The following is a 19,721-nucleotide window of genomic DNA, read 5'->3' as shown; positions in this document are numbered from 1 at the left end:
TCCTCGGTGAGGAGCGCGTCGAGGATCGTGTCGCTGATCTGGTCAGCGATCTTGTCGGGGTGACCCTCGGTCACGGACTCCGAGGTGAACAGGCGGCGGGACACGAGCAGCTTCCTCCTGAAGTTGCGGGCGGGTGGCGACCGTCTCCGACTTCGCTGGAGATCCGGTCGAGGAGCGGGCCGGTCGGGGGGTGACGGGCCCCTACCGGCGGGCGTCGACGGCCTTGCGCAGGGTGGCCGCGACCGTGCGGACGTCGTCGTCGGACAGGCCGGGGTGCAGCGGCAGGCACAGGGTGCGGCCCGAGGCGATGTCCGAGGAGGGCAGTACCTGTCCCTCGGACCGGTAGGCGGCCACCTTGTGCAGGGGCGCGTAGCGGAAGGTGGTGTAGATCCCGGCGGCCAGCAGCTCGCTCGCCACCTCGTCGCGGATCTCCGCGTCCAGCTGCACCCAGTAGAAGTAGTACGTGGACTCGTGGCCGTCGGGGAGCCGCGGGGGCGGCGCGATGCCCTCGGCGCCCGCGAGTTCGAGGTCGTAGAGGTCGACGATCTCCTTGCGGCGCGTCACGAACTCGGGCAGCCGGCGCAGCTGCACCCGGCCGATCGCGGCGGTCATGTCGTTGCCGATGACGCGGCGGCCGGGCTCGGGGATGTCGAGCTCCCACCAGCGGTGGGAGACCTTCGCGTGCCCGAACCCGCTGGGCTGGGCGAGACCGTGGTAGGCCAGGCGCCGGGCGCGGGCGGCGAGCTCGGCGTCGCGTACGTAGAGCATGCCGCCGTCGCCGGTGACCAGGACCTTCATCGCGTCGAAGCTCCACATGGCGAGGTCGCCGAAGGTGCCCACGGCCTGGCCGTCCACCCGCGATCCGGCCGAGCAGGCGGCGTCCTCGATCAGGGTGACGCCCCGGTCGCGGCACAGCTGCGCGATGGCCTTGACGTCGCCCGGGTAGCCGCCGTAGTGGAGCACGATGACGGCCTTGGTGCGCTCGGTGAGGGCGCTCTCGACGTGCGCCGCGTCCGGGTTCAGGGTGCGCGGGTCCACGTCGCAGAAGACGGGGCGGCCGCCGGCCGCGAGGACGGCGTTCGCGGCGGCGAGGAAGCTCAGGGAGGGCAGCACCACTTCGTCGCCGTCCCGCAGGTCCAGGCATTCCAGGGCCAGGAAGAGGCCCGCGGTGCCGGAGTTCAGGAAGACGACCTTCTCCGCGTCCACCCCCAGGTGGGCGGCGAACTCCGCCTCGAACGCCTTGGTGCGCGGCCCGTGGCCGAGCCATTTGTCGGCGAACACCTCGGCGACTGCGGCGAGCTCCTCGTCTCCGGTCTGCGGCTGGAAGAGATGTATCACGGGGTTCCCCTCTGATCCGGACAGATGGCCGCGATCGTCGTAATAGGGGCTCGACGAGGGGTGGAGAGCCGGTGGAGGACGACCCCATTCCGGTCTTTCCTTCCGGACCGTGCTTGACCTCAACTCGGCTTGAGGTTCTACGTTCGTCACCAAGGCCTCCACGGGCCGGGCTGAACAGCACATTATTTAAGGGGCGTTGATGATGAAGGCTGCGGGATTCCACGCGTTCGGCGGACCTGAGGTACTGGAACTCCTTGAGGTGCCCACCCCTCAGGCGGGTCCCGGCGAGGTCCGGATCCGGGTGAAGGCGGCCGGCACCCAGCCGACCGACTGCGCGGTGCGCACCGGATGGAATCCGCCCGGTGTCACGATCACCTTCCCGCACGTCACGGGTGGCGACTTCGCCGGCATCGTGGACGAGATCGGTGAGGGCGTCACGGGCTTCTCGGTCGGTGACGAGGTCCTCGGATACCGTCTCCAGGGCACGTACGCCGAATACCTGACCGTGCCCGCTGACCAGATCGTCGCCAAGCCGGCGGGTGTTCCCTGGGAGGTCGCCGGGAGCCTGTCCGCCTCCGGGCAGACGGCGCACACCGCGCTCGAGGTGCTGAAGGTGTCGAAGGGCGAGACCGTCCTGATCAACGGCGCCGCGGGCGGCGTCGGCACCATCGCGGTCCAGCTGGCCGTGCTGCGCGGAGCCAAGGTCATCGCCACGGGCCGTGAGGACAACCACGCGTACCTGCGCGAGCTCGGTGCCGTGCCGGTGACGTACGGCGAGGGCCTCGCCGACCGCGTCCGGGCCCTCGCGCCGGAAGGCGTCGACGCCGCCTTCGACACGGCCAGCGCCGACGGTCTGCGCGTGGCCGCCGAACTGGTCGCGGACAAGGACCGGGTCGGGACCATCTTCGCCTTCGGGGTGCACGAGGAGCTCGGCGTGCGCTGGCTCAGCAGCCAGCGCAACCAGGAGCGGCTGAGCGAGCTGGCCGGCCTGGTCGACAGCGGCAAGCTGCGCGTCCACGTCCGCCGGACCTTCCCCCTGGCGCAGGCGTCCGAGGCGCACCGCGAGCTGGAGACCGGCCACGGCCGCGGCAAGATCGTCCTGCTCACCGACTGAGTCCTTCCGCGGGCCGTGGCGGCCGCCCCCGTGCCGCCACGGCCCCGCCCCTCACCCTTCTTCCTTCCGCATTCCGTGAAAGAGGTACGTCATGTCCGAGAACCCGCTCAAGGTCGGTGTCCTGGTGGGCAGCGTCCGCACCGGCCGCTTCGCCGACAAGGTCTCCCGCTGGTTCGTCTCCGAGGCCGGTCAGCGCGACGACATGGAGATCCACGTCATCGACCTGTCGGAGCCGGCCCTCGTCGAGGAGCTGAAGCTGAACCTCGACCCGCTCGGCACCCCCTCCGAGGCGCCCAACCTCGCGGCCCGCATCGACGGTCTCGACGCGTACGTCGTGATCACCCCGGAGTACAACCATGGCTACCCGGCCTCGCTGAAGCTGGCCATCGACTACGTGTACAACGAATGGCGGGCCAAGCCCGTCGGCTTCGTCTCGTACGGCGGTGTCGCCGGCGGTCTGCGGGCCGTGGAGCAGCTGCGCCAGGTCTTCGCCGAGCTGCACGCCGTCTCCATGCGCGACACGGTGAGCTTCCACAACCCCTGGGAGCGCTTCGACGACGAGGGCCGTCTGCTCGACGACGACGGCGGCAGCTCGAAGGCCGCGTCGGTGCTCCTCGACCAGCTCGCCTGGTGGGGCGTCACCCTGCGCGAGGGCCGCGCGGCGCGCCCGTACGGGAACTGAGGCCCGGCGCACGACGGCGGGGCCCCGTGGACGATGACGTCCGCGGGGCCCCGCCGTCGTTGCGCGGTGCGGGCCGCGGGTCAGGCCGCCCAGCCGTCGAACCGCTGCCGGCTCAGGATCCCGGCGATCTCCTCGGGGCCGGCGCCCCGCAGCGATTCGGCGATCTCCATGACGTAGCGCCCGTAGCCGGACTTCCCGAGGACCTTCCCCAGCTGGTAGCACTGCTCCACGTCGATGAAGCCCATGCGCAGGGCGACCTCCTCGATGCAGGCGATGCGCAGGCCCTGGCGGTGCTCCAGGGTCGCGATGTACTGCCCGGCGTCGAGCAGCGAGTCGTGGGTTCCCGTGTCCAGCCAGGTGAAGCCCCGGCCGAGGTCCACCAGGTTGGCCTTGCCGCGGGCCAGGTAGTCCAGGTTGACGTCGGTGATCTCCAGCTCGCCGCGGGGGGAGGGACGCAGGCCGCGCGCGATGGAGACCACGTCGTTGTCGTAGAAGTACAGGCCGGTGATGGCCCGGTTGGAGCGCGGCTTGGCCGGCTTCTCCTCCAGGGAGATCAGGCGGCCGTTCTCGTCCGCCTCGCCGACCCCGTACCGCTCGGGGTCGCGCACCGGGTAGCCGAAGAGGAGCGCGCCGTCGGTGTGCGGCATGTGTTCCTGGAGCAGCAGCGAGAAGCCGGGCCCGTGGAAGATGTTGTCGCCGAGGACCAGGGCCACCGAGTCGTCGCCGATGTGCTCCTCGCCGATGGTGAAGGCCTCAGCGAGCCCGCGCGGCTGCTGCTGCTCGGCGTACGAGAGCGTGATGCCGAGCTCGCTCCCGTCGCCCAGCACCTCACGGAACTGAGGCAGGTCCCGGGGCGACGAGATGATGAGGATGTCGCGGATTCCGGCCAGCATCAGGACCGACAGCGGGTAGTAGATCATCGGCTTGTCGTAGACGGGCAGCAGCTGCTTGGACACCCCCAGGGTGATGGGGTACAGCCGGGTGCCGCTGCCTCCGGCCAGAATGATTCCCTTCACTGATGGTCACCTCGCGTCGTCGTGGGGCCATGGCCGTCACGAGCCCATGGCCGTTCGAGGCTGCGCGGCCGCGGTCGAGCGTGGGTCGAGAGGTACCAGGAGTGTTGTCCAGGGAGACCGGGACGTTTCTCCACCGGGCCTCCGTCGAGCGGACTTCCAGCGGAGCTGGATCCGGCGGGGCGAGGGTTGGCGGCATTGCCACCCGCCTGGCGCGACGCCACGGACAAGCGAGGAAGTGGTACGGATGCCGAGCCAGCCGTCGGACGCCGGACTGTATGCCAGAGCACAGGAGTTGGCCTCCGTAGCGGTCCATTACGCGGACCGGGCCGACTCCGATCGCATGCTGTCGCGCCCGGTGACCGACGGAATCGTCGACGCGGGTTTCGCCCGTCTGTTCGTCCCGGCCCGCTGGGGTGGGGACGCCGGCTCCGCCGCCGGTCTGCTGGACGCGCTCGACGTCCTCGCCCAGGGGTGTACGTCGACCGCCTGGTGCGCGTCGGTCATCGCGGGCGCCGGCCGGATGGGCGCCTTCCTCCCCGAAGCGGGGCAGGAGGAGCTGTGGGCCGGGGGCGCGAACACCCCCGTGGTGGGTGCGTTGATGCCCCGCGGCAGTGCCACCGCCGTCAGCGGAGGCTGGCGGGTGACCGGTGAGTGGGACTTCACCAGCGCGGTCGGTTTCTCCGAGTGGGCCCTGGTCTGCGCGATGGTCCCGCAGGGCGGCGACCAGCAGGCTCCGTGGTTCTTCGCCCTCCCCCGCCGGGACTACCAGGTGGCTGACACCTGGGCCTCGGTCGGCATGCGCGGCACCGGCAGCAACACCTTGCTGGCCGACAACGTCTTCGTTCCCGCACACCGCGGCTTCGCCCGGCAGGACATGGCCGACGGGCGCGGCGTCGGTTCCGACGCCCGCTGCCACACCGTTCCGCTGCGCCTGCTGAGCGGGCTGCTCTTCGGGGCCCCCGCACTCGGTGCGGCCCGGGCCGCGCTGCGCGTGTGGGCCGAGCACTCCGGTGCGGGGGCGGCCGGGGAGGACCGGGGGCTGCGCCTGTCCCTCGCCCGCGCCGTGATCGCCGTCGACGGGGCCGCGCTGCTGCTGGCGCGGGCCGCGCGGATCGCGGACGCCCCCGAGGTGACGGCGATGGAACTGGTGCGCACCCCCGCCGACTGCGCGTACGCGGTGGAGCAGCTGGTGGACGTCGTGGAGCGGCTGCTGCGCTCCGCGGGCAGTGCGGCGCAGCTGACCGGGCATCCGTTGCAGCGGATCTGGCGCGATGTGCACAGCCTGTCCAGCCATGTGGCGCTGGACTTCGATCCGGTCGGCGACGCCTACGGGTCACGGCTCGTGGACCCCGTCGAAGGGCTCTGCTCCCCGTGACCCGCACCAACAGATCATTTCGAAGTGGGGAGAAGGACATGAGCGGGGAACACCGGCGCACCGTCACGGTGATCGGCGCGGGCACGATCGGGCTGGGCTGGATCGCCCTGTTCCTGGGCCACGGGCTGAACGTACGGGTCAACAGCCGTCGTGCGGACGCGCCGCGGATCGTGGCTGAGGGCCTGGAGCTGTTCGCACCGTACCTGCCGGACGGCTGCGCGGATCCGGCTGGCTTCGCGGAGCGCCTCACCTTCGAGCCGGACCTGGAACGTGCGGTGGCGGACGCCGACGTCGTCGTCGAGAACGCGCCGGAGAACCTGGAGCTGAAGCAGGAGCTGTACGAGCGGATCGGCAAGGCGGCGCCGGCGGGGGCGCTGCTCCTGTCCTCGACCTCCACGCTGAACCCCGACGACATGGGTGCCCGGATGGCCGACTCGGGGCGGCTGGTCGTCGGTCACCCCTTCAACCCGCCGCACGTGGTGCCGCTGGTGGAGGTCGTGGCCGGTGAGCGCACCTCGGCGGATGCCGTGGCGGAGGCCGTCGCGTTCTTCGAGTCGGTCGGCCGGGTGCCGGTCGTCCTGCACAAGCCGGTCATGGCGTTCGCGGCGAACCGGCTCCAGTCGGCGCTGCTGCGCGAGTCGATCCACCTCGTGCGCGAAGGCGTCGTCACGCTGGAGGAACTCGACCGCGTGGTCACGCACTCGATCGGGCTGCGCTGGGCGACGGTGGGTCCGTTCCTCGCCTTCCACCTGGGCGGCGGGCAGGGCGGCCTGCGCAAGTGGCTGGGCACGCTCGGTTCCGGTCTGGAGCGCGGCTGGGAGGGGCTCGGCCGTCCGTCGATGGACGAGGAGACGGTGCGGTCGCTGATCGAGCAGGCGGAACGGGCGTACGGGGCGAAGACGTACGAGGAACACGTGCGGGAGCGCGACGCGAAGCAGACCGCGATCCTGCGCTCGCTCGCCGAGGTGTCCGGGGCGACCGGAGCGGAGTGAGGCGGGCGCCCGCGGGCGCCGGTGCGACGGGACGGGTCCCGGCGGGGTTTTCGGACCCCGCCGGGACCCGTCCCGTGTGCGCGGCGGGTCAGGCGCCGGTCCACGTCGCGACCTGCTCGCGGGGTTCGGCGCGGTCCTGTGCGGGCACCCGGGGGGCGGCCTGTTTCTGCGGCAGCGGGCTCAGCAGGCGGGCCTGGAGCTGCTTGAGTTCCGACGAGGGCTCCAGGCCCAGTTCGTCGGCGAGCAGCCGCCGGACGTTCTGGTAGGCCTGGAGGGCTTCCGCGCGCCGGCCCGCGGCACCGAGGGCCCCGATCAGCTGGCCGTGGAACCACTCGTTGAGCGGGTAGTCGTTGATCAGCTTGCGGAGCTCCGGTATGGATTCGCGGTGCCAGCCGAGCCGCTCCTCGCACTCGATGCGGATCTCGTACGCGCGGATGCGCAGCTCCTCCAGGTGCACGATGTGGCCGGTGAGCATGTCGCCCGCGGGGAAGTTCGACAGGGCCGGCCCGCGCCAGAGGTCGAGGGCCTCGCGGACGGTCCGCAGCGCGCCGAGCGCGTCGTCGTCGCTCAATTCCAGACGGGACTGGGAAACCAGCCGCTCGAATATCCGGATGTCTATCTCCGAATCCTCCACCTGGATCGAGTAACCGGGCGCGCTGGTGACGATCAGGGAGCGCCCGGCGGGCACCAGCGACTCGTTCACGAACATCCGGCGTGCGTGGTAGACGTACGTCTGGAGCGTCGTGACCGCGCTGCGCGGCGGATTCTCGCCCCACAGCTCCTGGATGAGCGCGTCGGCCGTGACGATCTCGTTGGGGCGCGTGAGCAGCAGGGCCAGCGTCTGGCAGACCTTCGGGGTACCGGGGCGGTAGATCCTGCCGTCGTCCGCGACGATCTCGAAGGGTCCAATGAGATTGAAACGCATGGAATGTAACTCCTCGTCAGCAAGACATTGGCATTTTCCGAGCGGTCGTCGACGGGGCCGGGAATGCGATGAGCCGTCCGCCTGCAATTATAAAAAGTCTCTTGTAGGACGAATATGCACGTCAACCGGCCACATGTCAGAATGGCGTCAATTTGCGTCATAATTGAGTGCCCAATGCACAGGTGTCTCCACCTCCCGTCAAATGACAAAAAAAATGCGGCCGCCCCGCCGGATTTCTCCGGCGGGGCGGCCGCTTCTCTGGACCGGTCTCCTACTCGCCGAGCAGGTAGCGGATGTGCTTCACCAGCTCGCCGATGTCCGGCGTGCGCAACAGGCTGTAGTGGTCGGCGTCGAGGTCGATGACCGTCGGCGGGGTGGCCGAGTAGCCGCTGCTGTTCTCGATGAACGAGTAGTCGTCACCGCGGGCCTTGAAGATGGTCACCGGCGCGTCGAGGGTGCGCTCGGCCAGCTCGTGGAACGAGTACTCGAACTCGTACGTCTGGCCCACGACGTCGATGATCCGCTTCGCGAGGTCGACGTCGATGCCCTTGAGCTCGCTGATGAACTCGGCGAAGGACTGCTCGTCCTTGCCGGCCTCCAGGCACTTCTCCAGGTCCGGGCCGCTGATGCTGCCGGTGAACACGGAGAACAGGATGGTCGTGTACGCCTTGTTGGAGTAGGAGGCCTCACGGCCGTACTCGGCGCCGTTCTCGGCGCGCACCGCCGGCGATCCCGGGGCGATCAGGAAGAGGTTCTCGACCGTCTCGCCCGCCTGCTCCAGCTGGTAGGCGGTCTCGAAGGCCACCCGGGCGCCGAAGGAGTATCCCCACAGGGTGTAGGGGCCGCTCGGCTGGAGCTCCTTGATGGCCGCGATGTCGGCCGCGGCCATCTCGCCGATGGTCGCGTACGGGCTCTCGCCCTCGTTGATCCCGTGCGCCTGGATGCCGTAGAAGGAGCGGCCGAGGCCGATCTCGCCGGCGAGGGTGCGCAGGTTCATCGGGTAGCCGCCCAGACCCGGCCAGCACAGCACCGGCCGGCCCGTGCCCTCCTGGTGCAGCCGCACCAGGCGCGAGGACTCCTGGGCGACCTCGCGCTCCAGGCGCCGGGCGAGCTTCTCGACCGTCGGGGACTCCAGGACGCTCTGCAGCGGCAGGGAGACGCCGAGGCGCGCGTTGAGCTCGCGGATGAGGCCGACGGCGATCAGCGAGTTGCCGCCGGACTCGAAGAAGTCGTCCTGGACGGAGACGCTCTCGCGGCGCAGGGCCTTCGCCCAGACCTCGGCGATCTCCTTCTCGGTCTCCGTGCGCGGGGCGACGAAGGGGCGCTCCACGAGTTCGGCGTTGACCTGGTCGGAGGCGGCCAGCGCCTTCGCGTCGATCTTGCCGTTCGCCGACAGCGGCAGCCGGTCGAAGACCACGACCCGGTTCGGGATCATGTAGTCCGGCAGGAAGCTGACGAGGTCGTCGCGGATCATCTCGGCCGGACCGCGCATGTGGACGGTGTCCTCGCGCATGCCCTCGTGGCCGATCTGCTCGTCGCTGACGCGGCCGCCGACGAAGAAGTACGACGGGCCGCTGGGCACGCCGCGCTCCGCGAGGACCGTGTCCATCCGGCGCGCCGCGGGCAGCGGGTTGCCGGTCTTGGAGCTGTAGCCGGAGGACATGAAGCCCAGGCCCAGGCCGTTCATCATCAGGTGCTGGAGCTTCTTGCCGAGGGTGACGTAGTGCATCCACTCCTCGGGGGCCCGGCTGACCACGGTGATGCCGAAGCTGGCGGCCTCGTACACCGACTGGTTGATCGCGATGACGTGCTTCTTGAGGACGACGTCGTCCGAGAAGCGGGTGAGCTCGCCGTCCGCGTAGCGGTACTGGCCCGCCGGGAGGGACGCGACCTTGCCGCCGTGCGTCTGCACGTACACCTCGGCGTGGTCCTCGCGCTGCCCGGTGTGCGGGACGAGCTCGAAGGTGCCCAGGTAGAAGTCCTCCTCCGGCACGTCCAGGAGCTCGCGGACGGCCGGCTCGTAGGCCAGGTCACGGATGTCGAGGCCGTACGCGGGCAGCACCTGCTCGAACAGGCCGACGATGTGGCCGGTCTCGATCTCCAGGACTTCCTGGATGTTGTTCTTGTAGACCGGCTCGATGCCGCCCCGCTTGCCCATGAAGTGGATGTGGGCGGTGGGCTTGCCCGTCGGGGTCTTCTCGCTGATGAGGACCAGCTGGTGACGGACCGGCTGGTAGTAGTAGTAACCGGGCTTCAGCCCGGCGACGCCCTCCAGCTCGAAGTACATCTGCGTCGCGTACAGCGCGCCCGGCGAGGCGTAGCCGTACTTGGGCAGCAGGCGCTCCTCGCTGACGTACTGGCCGAACCAGCGCAGGATCTGGCCCAGTTCGGCGGGCGCCAGGTCGGCGGCCTTGCGCGAGTAGGCCGAGGGGACCTTGGCGCCGAGCAGCTTCAGCAGGGCCGCCTCGGTGACCTCGCCGCCCTCGAAGAAGCGGTACGTCTTGCGGGCGAACACCCGGCTGCGCTGCTCGGGCGTCGCGTGGACGCCGGGCAGGTCGTAGGCGGTGCGTCCGGCCAGCTCCGCGTCGTCGCGCAGGCCCGGGTTGGACAGCTGCGCCTTCACCTGGAGCTTGCTCTTCTTCGAGGCGTGGTGGGAGCCGTGGTTGCCCTGGTCCATCAGGGCGGCTTCCTTCTCGCTCAGCTCGACGCAGGCGATCAGGTTCTGGAAGCCGGTGCGGCCGTCGTTCTTGACGATGACGGCGGCGTTGCGGACCCAGTCGTGGTTCTCGATCGCCAGGGATATCTCGTCCAGCTCGACGCGGTAGCCGCGCAGCTTGACCTGGTTGTCGGCGCGTCCGGCGAACTGCACCGTGCCGTCCGGGTTCCACTGGCCCAGGTCGCCGGTCTTGTACAGGCGCACCGGCGGCGCGCCCTCGGCGAGCTCGATCTCCAGGAACCGGTCGGCGGTCAGGTCGGGGCGGTGCAGGTAGCCGCGCGCCAGCTGGACGCCGCCGATGTACAGCTCGCCGATCTCGCCGATGCCGACGGGCTTCAGGTCCTTGCCGAGGATGTGGTACTCGGTGCGGTGCACGGGGCTGCCGATGGAGATGGACTGCGGTCCCTCCTCCAGGGCGGCGGGGTCGACGGTGTACGAGGACGAGTTGATGGTGCACTCGGTCGGCCCGTACAGGTTGATGAGCTCCCGGCCCGGCATCTCCTGCGTGGTCTGCGTCGCGAGGATGCGCGACAGGGCCTCGCCGCCGCTGAAGATCTGCCGCAGCGAGGTGCAGGTGGGGAACTTCTCGGTGTCGAGGAGGCCCTGGAGCAGCGTCGGGACGCACTGGAGGGAGGTCACGCCGTGCTTGACGATGGTCTCGATGAGGCCCTCGGGGTCGGCGTAGACGCCGGGGGCGCCCATGACGACGGTGGCGCCGTTGGCCGGGGAGAGGATCTCCCACTGCGCGGCGTCGAAGCTCATCGGGGTCTTCTGCAGGACGACCTTGCTGCGGTCGATGCCGTGCGTCTCGCGGAGCCAGCCGAGCTGGTTGACGATCGAGCCGTGCTCGATCATCACGCCCTTGGGCTTGCCGGTGCTGCCGGAGGTGTAGATGACGTACGCCAGGCTGTCCGGGCGGGCGCCGGCCGTCTCGGGGTCCTGAAGCCCCTCGGGCTGGACGAACGCCTCGGACTCGCGCAGCGTGATGACGGTGACGTCCTTCGGGGCCAGCTCGCGCAGCCGGGACACCAGGCGCTGCTGGACCAGGATGATCTTCGCCTGGCTGTTCTCGATCATGTAGCGCAGCCGGTCCTCCGGGTACTCCGGGGACAGCGGCAGGTAGGCGCCGCCGGCGGACAGGATGCCCCAGGCGCCGATCATCAGGTCGAGCGAGGGCTCGACGAACAGGCCGACGCAGTCGTCGGCCGAGACACCGAGGTGTCTCAGGTAGTCGGCCAGTCCGGAGCTTCTGGCCGCCAGTTCCCGGTAGGTGAGCTTTTCGTCCCGGTAGATGACGGCGGTCGCTTCCGGGTGCTCGGCGACCCGATCGGCGAGCAGGCCCGGCAACGTCTTGGTCCCGCGAAGGGTGGGCTCGAGCACGCTGGTCTCCTGAAGAGTCATTTCCCGCTTCCTTACTTTCCGTTGTGGAACAGCGGGCGTGCTCGGACGCCCGCGCCACGGGGCTCCGGCGTTGCGGCGGGCCCGGTGGTGCGACGGCTCACCGTGCGTGGGGGGACCTCCGCGCGAGCGGACGCCGCGGGGCGGTGAACCGTCAGAAGCCGAGGTGGCGACTCGGCGAGGAGAAACCGAAGAGTGGGGGGCGCGGCGGCCGGAGCCGGAGCGCCCTGTGGTGGAAGGGTGGCGGGCGCGTGCACCCGCCTCCCCGTACGGACGGACGGGCCCCCGTCGGCCCGCCCGTCCGGGCGGTCACCGGCCTTGCAGCAGCCGGGTGACCGATCCGTTCTCGAACACCTCACGGGAGGCGCTCGCGATGAGCGGGGCGATCGACAGGACGGTGACCTTGTCCAGTCCGAGGGACCCGGGCACCGGGAGCGTGTCCGTGAAGACGAACTCGCTGACCTGCGAGTTCTTCAGGCGGTCCGCGGCGGGCCCGGAGAGCACGCCGTGGGTGGCCGCCACGATGACGTCCCGCGCGCCCTGGGCGAACAGGGCGTCGGCGGCGGCACAGATCGTGCCGCCCGTGTCGATCATGTCGTCGACCAGGACGCAGACGCGGTCGCGGACCTCGCCGACCACCTCGTGGGCCGTGACCTGGTGGGCCACGTCCTTGTCGCGCCGCTTGTGGACGATGGCCAGCGGCGCCCCCAGCCGGTCGCACCAGCCGTCCGCCACGCGCACGCGGCCGGCGTCGGGCGAGACCACCGTGAGCGCCTCGCGGTCCACCCGGGAGCCGATGTAGTCCGCGAGGACCGGCATGGCGAAGAGGTGGTCGACCGGGCCGTCGAAGAAGCCCTGGATCTGGTCGGCGTGCAGGTCGATCGTCAGGATCCGGTCCGCGCCGGCGGTCTTCAGCAGGTCCGCCACCAGACGGGCCGAGATGGGCTCGCGGCCGCTGTGCTTGCGGTCCTGCCGCGCGTATCCGTAGAACGGCAGGATGACCGTGATGCTGCGGGCCGAGGCCCGCTTCAGCGCATCGATCATGATGAGCTGTTCCATGATCGACTTGTTGATCGGGGCCGTGTGGCTCTGGATCACGAAGCAGTCGGCGCCGCGCACGGAGGCGTGGTAGCGGACGTAGATCTCGCCGTTGGCGAAGTCGATCGCCTTCGTCGGGACCAGCGTCGTGCCGAGCTCGGCCGCGATGGCCTCGGCGAGCTCGGGGTGCGCCCGCCCCGAGAACAGCAGCATCTGTCCGGAGCCGCTCACGCCGCGCCGGCCGCTTCGAAGGTCGGGTAGTCGGTGTAGCCGGTGTGGTCGCCGCCGTACCACTTGCTCTGGTCGTCCTTGGCCAGCGCGGCACCGGTGCGCAGGCGCTCCGGCAGGTCCGGGTTGGCGATGAACGCCGAGCCGAAGGCGATGGCGCAGCCGACGCCGGCCTCCAGCGCCGCCGTGGCGATCTCGGCGGTGACCGGGACGCCGTTCTCCGGGTGGGGGCACAGGATGATCGTGCCGGTCCACTGGGCGCGCAGCGCCTCGGTGTGGTCGCGGTTGCCGCCCTCCAGGACGTGCAGGAAGGCCACCGGCGGGAGGGCCGCGACGAACGCCTCGTAGAGCCCGCGGGGGTCGGCCTCGACGATGTCGTTGTACGGGTTGGACGGCGAGATGCGCACGCCGACGCGGTCGGCGCCGATGCGCTCGGAGACCGCCTCGATCACCTCGATCGCGAAGCGGACGCGGTTCTCGACGGAGCCGCCGTACTGGTCGGTGCGCTGGTTGGAGTTGTCCGCCAGGAACTGGTGGAGGAGGAAGCCGTTGCCCGCGTGGACCTCGACGCCGTCGAAGCCGGCCTCGATGGCGTTCTGCGCGGCGTCGGCGAACTCCTTGACGACCTCGGCGATCTCCTCGACCGTCAGCGCGCGCGGCTCGGGGTAGTCGAGCGGGCCCTCGGGGCCGTAGGCCTGGCCGGCCGCGGTGACGGCGGACGGGGCGACGGACTGGTGGCCGCTCGGGTACAGCGAGGGGTGGCCGATGCGGCCGGCGTGCATGAGCTGCGCCACGATCTTGCCGCCGCCCGCGTGCACGGCGTCGGTGACGGGCTTCCAGGACTCGACCTGGGCCTGGGAGTGCAGACCGGGGCTGTTGCCGAAGCCCTGGCCGACGACGCTGGGCTGGATGCCCTCGCTGATGATCAGGCCGGCTCCGGCCCGCTGGCCGTAGTAGGTGGCCATCAGTTCGGTCGCCAGGCCCTCGGCGGTGGCGCGGTTGCGGGACATGGGTGCCATGACCACTCGGTTGCTCAGGGCCAGCTTCCCCAGAGTGACCGGCTCGAACAGCTTCTCGGACATGTGTCTCTCCAGATTCAGGTTCAACGCGTGGTACGGAGGTGGTTCGGGAACGCCGGAAGGGCGCGGCGGATCAGCGGCCCGCGCGCTCGGCGAGGTGCCGGGAGTGGGCGACGGCGAGTCGGCCCGCCGCTTCGGCGCAGGTGGCGAGGACGGCCATGTTGGCGCGGGCGGAACGGCCGTCGGTGGCGGCGTCGACGGCGCGCATCAGGTACTTGGTGATGCCCTGGCCGGAGACCCCGTCGCGGGTGGCCTCGGCGACGGCGGCGCGGATGGCCGTGTCGACCTCGGCGGAGTCGATGGCGTCCTCCTCCCGGACCGGGGTGGTGATCAGGAAGGAGCTGTTGTTGCCGAGCGCCCAGTGGGCCTCGACGGCGCGGGCGATCTCCTGCTCGTCGTCCAGGCGGTGGGGCGCCCGGTGGCCGCTCGTCCGGCAGTAGAAGGCGGGGAAGTCGTCCGAGCGGTAGGCGACGACGGGGACGCACTGCGTCTCCAGGTACTCCAGGGTCAGACCGAGGTCGAGGATCATCTTCGCGCCCGCGCAGACGACGGCGACCTTGGAACGGGTGAACTGGATGAGGTCCGAGGAGACGTCCCAGGTGTCCTGGGCGCCGCGGTGCACGCCGCCGATGCCGGCGGAGGAGAAGAAGGGGATACCGGCGAGCTCGGCCGCGACGACGGAGGTCGCCACCGTGGTGGCGCCCAGGCCGCCCCGCGCGAGGACGACGGGCATGTCCCGGCTGGACACCTTGGGGATGCCCGGCAGGGAGGCGAAGCGCTCGATGTCCGCTTCGGACATGCCGACCCGGATCTCGCCGGCCTCCAGGGCGATCGTCGCCGGCACGGCGCCGCCGGCCCGTACGGCGTCCTCCACCTTGCGGGCGGTGGCCGCGTTGTCCGGGTAGGGCAGGCCGTGCGTGATGACGTTGCTCTCGAGGGCGACGACGGCCGCGCCGTCGTGGAGGGCCTCGCGGACCTCCTCGGTGTAGACGACGGGGATGCCGCTGCTTGCGCTCATCGGGGTTCTCTCAACTCTCGTTCCAGTAGCCGGGCGGCTTGAGGAGCAGATCCCGGCGGGCCGCTATCTCGTCGAGGACCTGGGTTTCCCAGTCCTCCGGTGTGACCGGCTCCAGGGAGATCGAGACGGTGTCCTCGCCGGTGGCGAAGGTGCGCGTCACGGCGGCGGTGACCGCCTCGTCGATCGCCCTGAGCTGTTCGGCCGTGAAGTCCCTCGGGTAGTGCCTGACGTGGATGTGGGGCACGGACTCGGTCCTCTCACGGGTCGTCGTGTCACGGCTGGTCATGGGGTGGGCGGCACACCGCGGACGGGGGAGGCCGCGGTGTGCCACCACCACTCCGCGCCCTTGCCCGGGGGGCGGGGGCCGGGCGGGGAGCTTCGGGGAGCGGGAAGCCGGGGCCTAGGTGGCCTGGACGGATTCCCGCGGGCTGGAGGGGGCGGGCTCGGCCTCGGTCTCCGGCTTGGGCTTGCCGGACCTCGGCTGGGCCAGGATCACGGCCGCGACCACGGTCAGGGCTCCGGCGATCTGGAGCGGCGAGAGCGACTGGTCGAGGACGAAGTAGCCGAGCAGGGTGGCCGCCAGGGGCGAGGCGAAGCTCAGGAACGAGACGGCCAGGGCGGGCAGCCGCTGCACACCGCGGAACCAGATCGCGTAGGCGAACAGGGCCCCGATGATGCCCAGGTAGGCGAAGCCCCACAGGTTGTCGGCGGTGATCTCGTCGGGCAGGCCCTCGCCGATCAGCGCGATCGGGAGCAGGACCAGTCCGCCGACGGTCAGCTGCCAGCCGGTGAAGGGCAGCAGGCCCACGCCTTCGGGGCGGCCCCACCGCTTGGTGAGCACGATGCCGGAGGCCATGCTGACCGCGCCGAGCAGACCGGCGATGACACCGGTGGCGTTGAGGCCGGCGTTCGGCTGGAGGACCAGCAGGGCCACGCCGGCGGCGCCGAGCACGCAGGCGATGACGTGGACCCGCTTGATCTTGTCCTTCAGCAGTACGGCGCCCAGCAGCAGCACCAGCATCGGCTGGATGGACATCACCAGCGCGGCGACGCCGCCCGGCAGGTGGTAGGCCGCGACGAAGAGCAGGTAGAAGAAGGCGCCGATGTTCAGGACGCCCAGGACCAGGGCCCGCCACCACCAGATGCCGCGCGGCAGCGTCCGGCCGATGAGCACCAGCACCAGGCCCGCGGGCAGGGCGCGGAGCACGGCGGCCAGCAGCGGGCGGCCCTCGGGGAGCAGCTCCGTGGTCACCAGGTAGGTCGAACCCCAGATCGCCGGCGCGAGCGCCGTGAGCGCGGAGTCCGCGAGCGTGCGGCTGCTCTTCATCGGACCACGGCCGAGTCCGTCGTGCCGAAGTAACGGTCGCCGAAGTCGCCGATGCCCGGGATCATGAACGCGTTCTCGTTGAGGCGCTGTTCGACCGAGGAGGTGACGATCTTGACGGCCGGGTGCACGCGGTGGACGGCCTCGATGCCCTCGGGCGCGGCGATGAAGTTGACGAAGACGATGTTCTCCTCGCGGACCCCCGCCTCCAGAAGCACCTCGATGGCGGCGTTGGCGCTGCCGCCGGTGGCGAGCATCGGCTCCAGGAGCAGGATGTGCCGGTCGGCGATGTCGTCCGGGAAGTTCTTGTAGTAGAGGTGCGGGAGCTTGGTCGTCTTGTCCCGCTGGATGAGGATCTTTCCGACGCGGACGTCGGGCACGACGTTGCGGAGCTCGTCCAGCATGGAGTCGCCGGCCCGGATCACGGGGACCGCGCAGAGCTTCGCGGCGAACTTCAGTCCGTCGTAGGTCTCGCCGACCGGCGTGGTGGCCTCGTGCTTGTCGAACGGCAGCTGGTCGAGCGCCGATTCCAGGAGGAGGCGGATGATGCGCCGGGAGTAGAACACGAAGTCCGCGCGGGAGGCCCCGCGGTCGCGGATGATCGTGTGCATCGCCCGCAGCTGGTTGGTCTGCGGCAGCGGGTGGACGTTGTGGTGGCCGGTCGCCATGAGAACCTGCTTCTCGTCGGTCGGTGGAGACGGACTGCGGCCCGGGCCCGGGGAACCCGCGAGGGTCCCCCGGGCCGCCACAGCCACGTGGTCGGGGGGTGCCGCCGAGGTCAGGAAGCGATCTCGGCGAAGGCGAGGCGCGACTCGGCCACGAACTTCGCGACCTTGGCGCGGTCCTTGCGGCCGTCGGGGCCCTCCAGGAGGCTGTGGGCGTCGACGGCGGCGGGCTTGACGAAGCGGATCGCGTCGGCGACGTTCTCCGGGCTCAGACCGCCGGCCATCATCAGGGGCTTGGGCGAGCGGCGGACGAGCTCCGCGCTGACGTTCCAGTCGTGGGTGAGGCCGGTGGCGCCCTTGGCACCCGTGGCCGGGTTGAAGGTGTCGGTGATGAACATGTCCACCCACTCGGCGACGTCGTCGACGAGCTGGAGCAGCTCCTCGGCGTTGTCCTCCTTCACGACCAGGCTCTTCAGAACGTACAGGTCGGGGCGGTTGGCCTTGAGCTTGCGCAGCTGCTCCGGCTCCACGTCACCGTGGAGCTGGACGGCCTTGACGCCGAGCTGGGTGGTGAACGCGCTGATCTCGTCCGCGTCGGTCAGGTAGCTGATGAGGACGCCCTCCTGAGGGGCGGTCAGGCCGGCGATGATCTCCGTGGCCGCGGCCTCGGATATGTCGTCCTTGCCCGACGGGAGGCGGAGCGGGAAACCGAACCAGTCGACACCCTCCTCGGCCAGCAGCTTGGCCTCTTCGGCGTCGATGATTCCGGCGACCTGCACCAGGTCCTTCACGTCACTCATGTGTGTTCCTTTTCGGGATGAATCAGGATGAATCAAACGGGTACCGGCAGAACGAGTAGACGTGTCCCGGTATGACGGATTTCGTTACACGTCACGGGATGCTCACGAAAAGCCTCGTAGGTACCGATCCACGGGTCAACGGGCTTTATGTCAGATCCACGTCAACCTTCTTCAGGTCTCTGTCAGGGGGCGCCGGAACCGGGGTACGGGCGACGTCCCGGGCGAGCAGGCACTCCTCCAGGAAGGACAGAACCCGCAGGTGGTAGGTGCGGGCGGCCCACCCGAGGCTGATGTTGTGGCCGGCTCCGGGCTGGCGGGCCACTTCAGTGGACGCCATCGACAGCGGAGCGAGTAATTCCTCCACTGCCGCTCGGTCGTGCCTCCACCACTGCTCCTGCTCGGCGAAGGTGAAGCGGACCGGGACCCGCACCCGCGCCGCGACGGAGGGGTACGTTTCGGGCCACCGCAGGATCTCCCGGGCCTCCACCGCGGGCACGGGCCGCAGCAGTTCCTGGCCGAGCCGGAAGGCGTCCGGCGGGTAGAACCGCAGCGCCCCCCAGTGGCGGCGCCACTGCACCCGGCCGCCGGAGACGGGCAGCTGCCCGGGCTCCACGGCGAAGCGCCGGGCGATGCCGGACACGTCCACGCCGAGCAGGCCGCCCGGTCCGGGTGCGCCGCGGGGTCCGGGTGCGCCGCCGGGTCCGTCCGTGCCCAGTGCGGCCGCGGCGGACAGCGCGAGGCGGCCGCCGTTGGAGTGCGCGACGAGCAACGTGCCCGCGCCGAAGTCCTGCACGCGGGCGAAGCCGTCCAGGGCCGCGAGCAGGGTGGCGGTCTGCCCCGCCAGGTCCTGCCCCTCGGGCAGGACCGCGGCCGAGGCCCCGTACCCGGGCCGGTCCAGGGCGAGTACGGCGTGTCCGAGCGAGGCACCGAGCTCCAGCAGGGACAGTCCGGGCCGGGCCCGGCTGTGGAAGTACCCCGCGCTCATCCCGGCGCCGTGCAGGGCGACCAGCAGGGCCCGGGGCGCGGCCCCCGGGGGCAGGGCGAGCAGCCCGGACAGCGGGATCCCGTCCGCGTCGAGGGTGACGGCCCGGACTCCGGGCGCGCCGGGCGGCGGTGCAGGGGCCATGCGGAAACCTCCAGGCGGATCGGCGGATCGGCGGACCGGCGGACCGGCCGGCCGGGCGCGGGTCGAAGGGGAGGGACGGTCAGCGGCGGCGCGCGGCCCGCCCCCGGGCGACGGCGAGCGCCCACAGGGCCCGGCGGCGCAGGAGCGCGGTCAGCGGCGGCGCGCACTGCCGCGACGCCGCGTGCACGGATTCGGGTACGGCTTCCCGGGCGGGCACCCAGTAGCCGGCGATCTGCACGGCGTTCACCGGGTTCTCACAGCCGCGCTCCGTCGAGCTCGGGCAGCCGGTCGCCGGAGTCCCACACGACGTGGAAGGCGACGCGGTTCAGCCTCCAGCCGGAGTCGGTCCGTACGGCGCCGGCCACGCAGTGTCCGCCGACCTCGAACCGCCGCGCGGAGCCGGGCCCGCCGCGGTGGACGTGGGCGGTGAGCTGCTGCACGCGCAGGGTGGCCCGGTCCCCGTCGAGGTCGATGGAGTGGTTGGCGCTGAGGTGGTGCGTGCGCGCCCACCGCGCCCCGGCCTCCCGCTGGAAGGCGGTGAAGCCCTCGATCCCCGCTGCCGTGCCGATCGGGAAGGCGAAGGTGACGTCCTCGGTGAAGAGCTCGGCGAAGCCGGGCCCGTAGTGCTCGGCCTCCCCGTACGTGTCCAGGGCGGTGACGTACCGGTCGAACAGCTCGCGCAGGTCGGCGCGGTCCCGCAGGATCCTCACCTGTGCGCGCAGGTCCGCGATGTCGTCGTAGGTCGAAGGCATGGCCTCTCCAGATGGGCGGAGTACGGGGGCGGGGGCGCGGCGGGGTAGACCCCGGTGTCCCACAGGGCGCCGCCGCCGAGGGCGGCGTCGTAGCGGATGTCCGAGTCGGGCAGCCGGGGGACGGTGAACTCGGCC

At 70.9% G+C, this 19,721-nt stretch carries 20 protein-coding genes; 4 read left to right on the top strand and 16 right to left on the bottom strand.

Annotated features, from left to right (window positions below; all coding sequences use genetic code 11):
* Together AC07B0_RS40115 and AC07B0_RS40110 are read right to left on the bottom strand one after the other, a co-directional pair.
* The coding region (locus AC07B0_RS40115; RefSeq protein WP_356880409.1) for an S-adenosylmethionine synthetase N-terminal domain-containing protein at nucleotides 1-104 on the bottom strand (104 nt) is incomplete at its 3' end.
* 97 nt (nucleotides 105-201) lie between these two features.
* On the bottom strand, nucleotides 202-1,338 hold the full coding sequence (locus AC07B0_RS40110; protein WP_356879507.1) for a DegT/DnrJ/EryC1/StrS family aminotransferase: 1,137 nt from the start codon (nucleotides 1,336-1,338) through the stop codon (nucleotides 202-204).
* A 199-nt stretch (nucleotides 1,339-1,537) separates the two neighbouring features.
* Here AC07B0_RS40110 and AC07B0_RS40105 point away from each other — a divergent pair, with 199 nt between their 5' ends.
* Both AC07B0_RS40105 and AC07B0_RS40100 read left to right on the top strand, forming a co-directional pair.
* Nucleotides 1,538-2,452 (top strand): NADP-dependent oxidoreductase, encoded by a 915-nt coding sequence (locus AC07B0_RS40105; RefSeq protein WP_469383710.1) that lies wholly within the window; start codon nucleotides 1,538-1,540, stop codon nucleotides 2,450-2,452.
* 91 nt (nucleotides 2,453-2,543) lie between these two features.
* Nucleotides 2,544-3,134, top strand: coding sequence for an NADPH-dependent FMN reductase (locus AC07B0_RS40100; protein ID WP_356879505.1), 591 nt, complete (start codon nucleotides 2,544-2,546; stop codon nucleotides 3,132-3,134).
* Between the two features lie 80 nt (nucleotides 3,135-3,214).
* Here the strand turns inward: AC07B0_RS40100 and rfbA are convergent, their stop codons facing one another.
* Nucleotides 3,215-4,150: a glucose-1-phosphate thymidylyltransferase RfbA gene (gene rfbA / locus AC07B0_RS40095; protein WP_356879503.1), complete on the bottom strand. Its 936-nt coding sequence runs from the start codon at nucleotides 4,148-4,150 to the stop codon at nucleotides 3,215-3,217.
* A 355-nt stretch (nucleotides 4,151-4,505) separates the two neighbouring features.
* On the opposite strand from rfbA, the gene AC07B0_RS40090 reads away from it, so the two are divergent.
* Together AC07B0_RS40090 and AC07B0_RS40085 are read left to right on the top strand one after the other, a co-directional pair.
* Nucleotides 4,506-5,525 carry an acyl-CoA dehydrogenase family protein gene (locus tag AC07B0_RS40090; protein WP_356879501.1) on the top strand — a complete coding sequence of 340 codons (1,020 nt, stop codon included), beginning with the start codon at nucleotides 4,506-4,508 and terminating at the stop codon, nucleotides 5,523-5,525.
* A 38-nt stretch (nucleotides 5,526-5,563) separates the two neighbouring features.
* Nucleotides 5,564-6,517 carry a 3-hydroxyacyl-CoA dehydrogenase NAD-binding domain-containing protein gene (locus AC07B0_RS40085; RefSeq protein ID WP_478900569.1) on the top strand — a complete coding sequence of 318 codons (954 nt, stop codon included), beginning with the start codon at nucleotides 5,564-5,566 and terminating at the stop codon, nucleotides 6,515-6,517.
* A gap of 88 nt (nucleotides 6,518-6,605) precedes the next feature.
* Here the strand turns inward: AC07B0_RS40085 and AC07B0_RS40080 are convergent, their stop codons facing one another.
* From AC07B0_RS40080 to AC07B0_RS40020, 13 genes are all read right to left on the bottom strand, one after another.
* Entirely contained in the window at nucleotides 6,606-7,442 is an 837-nt protein-coding gene (locus AC07B0_RS40080; RefSeq protein ID WP_469383702.1) for an AfsR/SARP family transcriptional regulator, read from the bottom strand.
* Nucleotides 7,443-7,713: 271 nt separating this feature from the next.
* Complete coding sequence (locus AC07B0_RS40075; RefSeq protein ID WP_356879495.1) at nucleotides 7,714-11,559, bottom strand: indigoidine synthase BpsA; 3,846 nt, start codon at nucleotides 11,557-11,559, stop codon at nucleotides 7,714-7,716.
* A 306-nt stretch (nucleotides 11,560-11,865) separates the two neighbouring features.
* Entirely contained in the window at nucleotides 11,866-12,807 is a 942-nt protein-coding gene (locus tag AC07B0_RS40070) for a ribose-phosphate diphosphokinase (RefSeq protein ID WP_356879527.1), read from the bottom strand.
* 14 nt (nucleotides 12,808-12,821) lie between these two features.
* Nucleotides 12,822-13,904, bottom strand: coding sequence for an alkene reductase (locus AC07B0_RS40065; protein ID WP_356879493.1), 1,083 nt, complete (start codon nucleotides 13,902-13,904; stop codon nucleotides 12,822-12,824).
* A gap of 70 nt (nucleotides 13,905-13,974) precedes the next feature.
* Entirely contained in the window at nucleotides 13,975-14,919 is a 945-nt protein-coding gene (locus AC07B0_RS40060; RefSeq protein WP_356879491.1) for a pseudouridine-5'-phosphate glycosidase, read from the bottom strand.
* Between the two features lie 10 nt (nucleotides 14,920-14,929).
* Nucleotides 14,930-15,163 (bottom strand): tautomerase family protein, encoded by a 234-nt coding sequence (locus AC07B0_RS40055; protein ID WP_356879489.1) that lies wholly within the window; start codon nucleotides 15,161-15,163, stop codon nucleotides 14,930-14,932.
* A 156-nt stretch (nucleotides 15,164-15,319) separates the two neighbouring features.
* Complete coding sequence (locus AC07B0_RS40050) at nucleotides 15,320-16,246, bottom strand: EamA family transporter (protein WP_356879487.1); 927 nt, start codon at nucleotides 16,244-16,246, stop codon at nucleotides 15,320-15,322.
* Complete coding sequence (gene upp / locus AC07B0_RS40045; RefSeq protein ID WP_356879485.1) at nucleotides 16,243-16,911, bottom strand: uracil phosphoribosyltransferase; 669 nt, start codon at nucleotides 16,909-16,911, stop codon at nucleotides 16,243-16,245. The genes AC07B0_RS40050 and upp overlap by 4 nt, the downstream gene beginning before the upstream one ends.
* A gap of 110 nt (nucleotides 16,912-17,021) precedes the next feature.
* Nucleotides 17,022-17,708, bottom strand: coding sequence for a phosphoribosylanthranilate isomerase (locus AC07B0_RS40040; RefSeq protein ID WP_356879483.1), 687 nt, complete (start codon nucleotides 17,706-17,708; stop codon nucleotides 17,022-17,024).
* Between the two features lie 145 nt (nucleotides 17,709-17,853).
* The gene (locus AC07B0_RS40035; protein WP_478900567.1) at nucleotides 17,854-18,834 is read right to left on the bottom strand and encodes an alpha/beta hydrolase; all 981 of its coding nucleotides are present in this window, start codon (nucleotides 18,832-18,834) and stop codon (nucleotides 17,854-17,856) included.
* A 79-nt stretch (nucleotides 18,835-18,913) separates the two neighbouring features.
* Nucleotides 18,914-19,081, bottom strand: a complete 168-nt coding sequence (locus AC07B0_RS40030; RefSeq protein ID WP_356879479.1) for a hypothetical protein — start codon at nucleotides 19,079-19,081, stop codon at nucleotides 18,914-18,916.
* Nucleotides 19,082-19,088: 7 nt separating this feature from the next.
* Nucleotides 19,089-19,586 carry a nuclear transport factor 2 family protein gene (locus tag AC07B0_RS40025; RefSeq protein WP_356879477.1) on the bottom strand — a complete coding sequence of 166 codons (498 nt, stop codon included), beginning with the start codon at nucleotides 19,584-19,586 and terminating at the stop codon, nucleotides 19,089-19,091.
* Nucleotides 19,541-19,721, bottom strand: a 181-nt coding sequence (locus tag AC07B0_RS40020; RefSeq protein ID WP_478900565.1) for a hypothetical protein, incomplete at its 5' end; no start/stop codon positions are given. The genes AC07B0_RS40025 and AC07B0_RS40020, both read right to left, overlap by 46 nt.

Source organism: Streptomyces sp. NPDC044704 (assembly GCF_056433525.1).
This window is presented reverse-complemented; position numbering and strand designations above follow the sequence as displayed.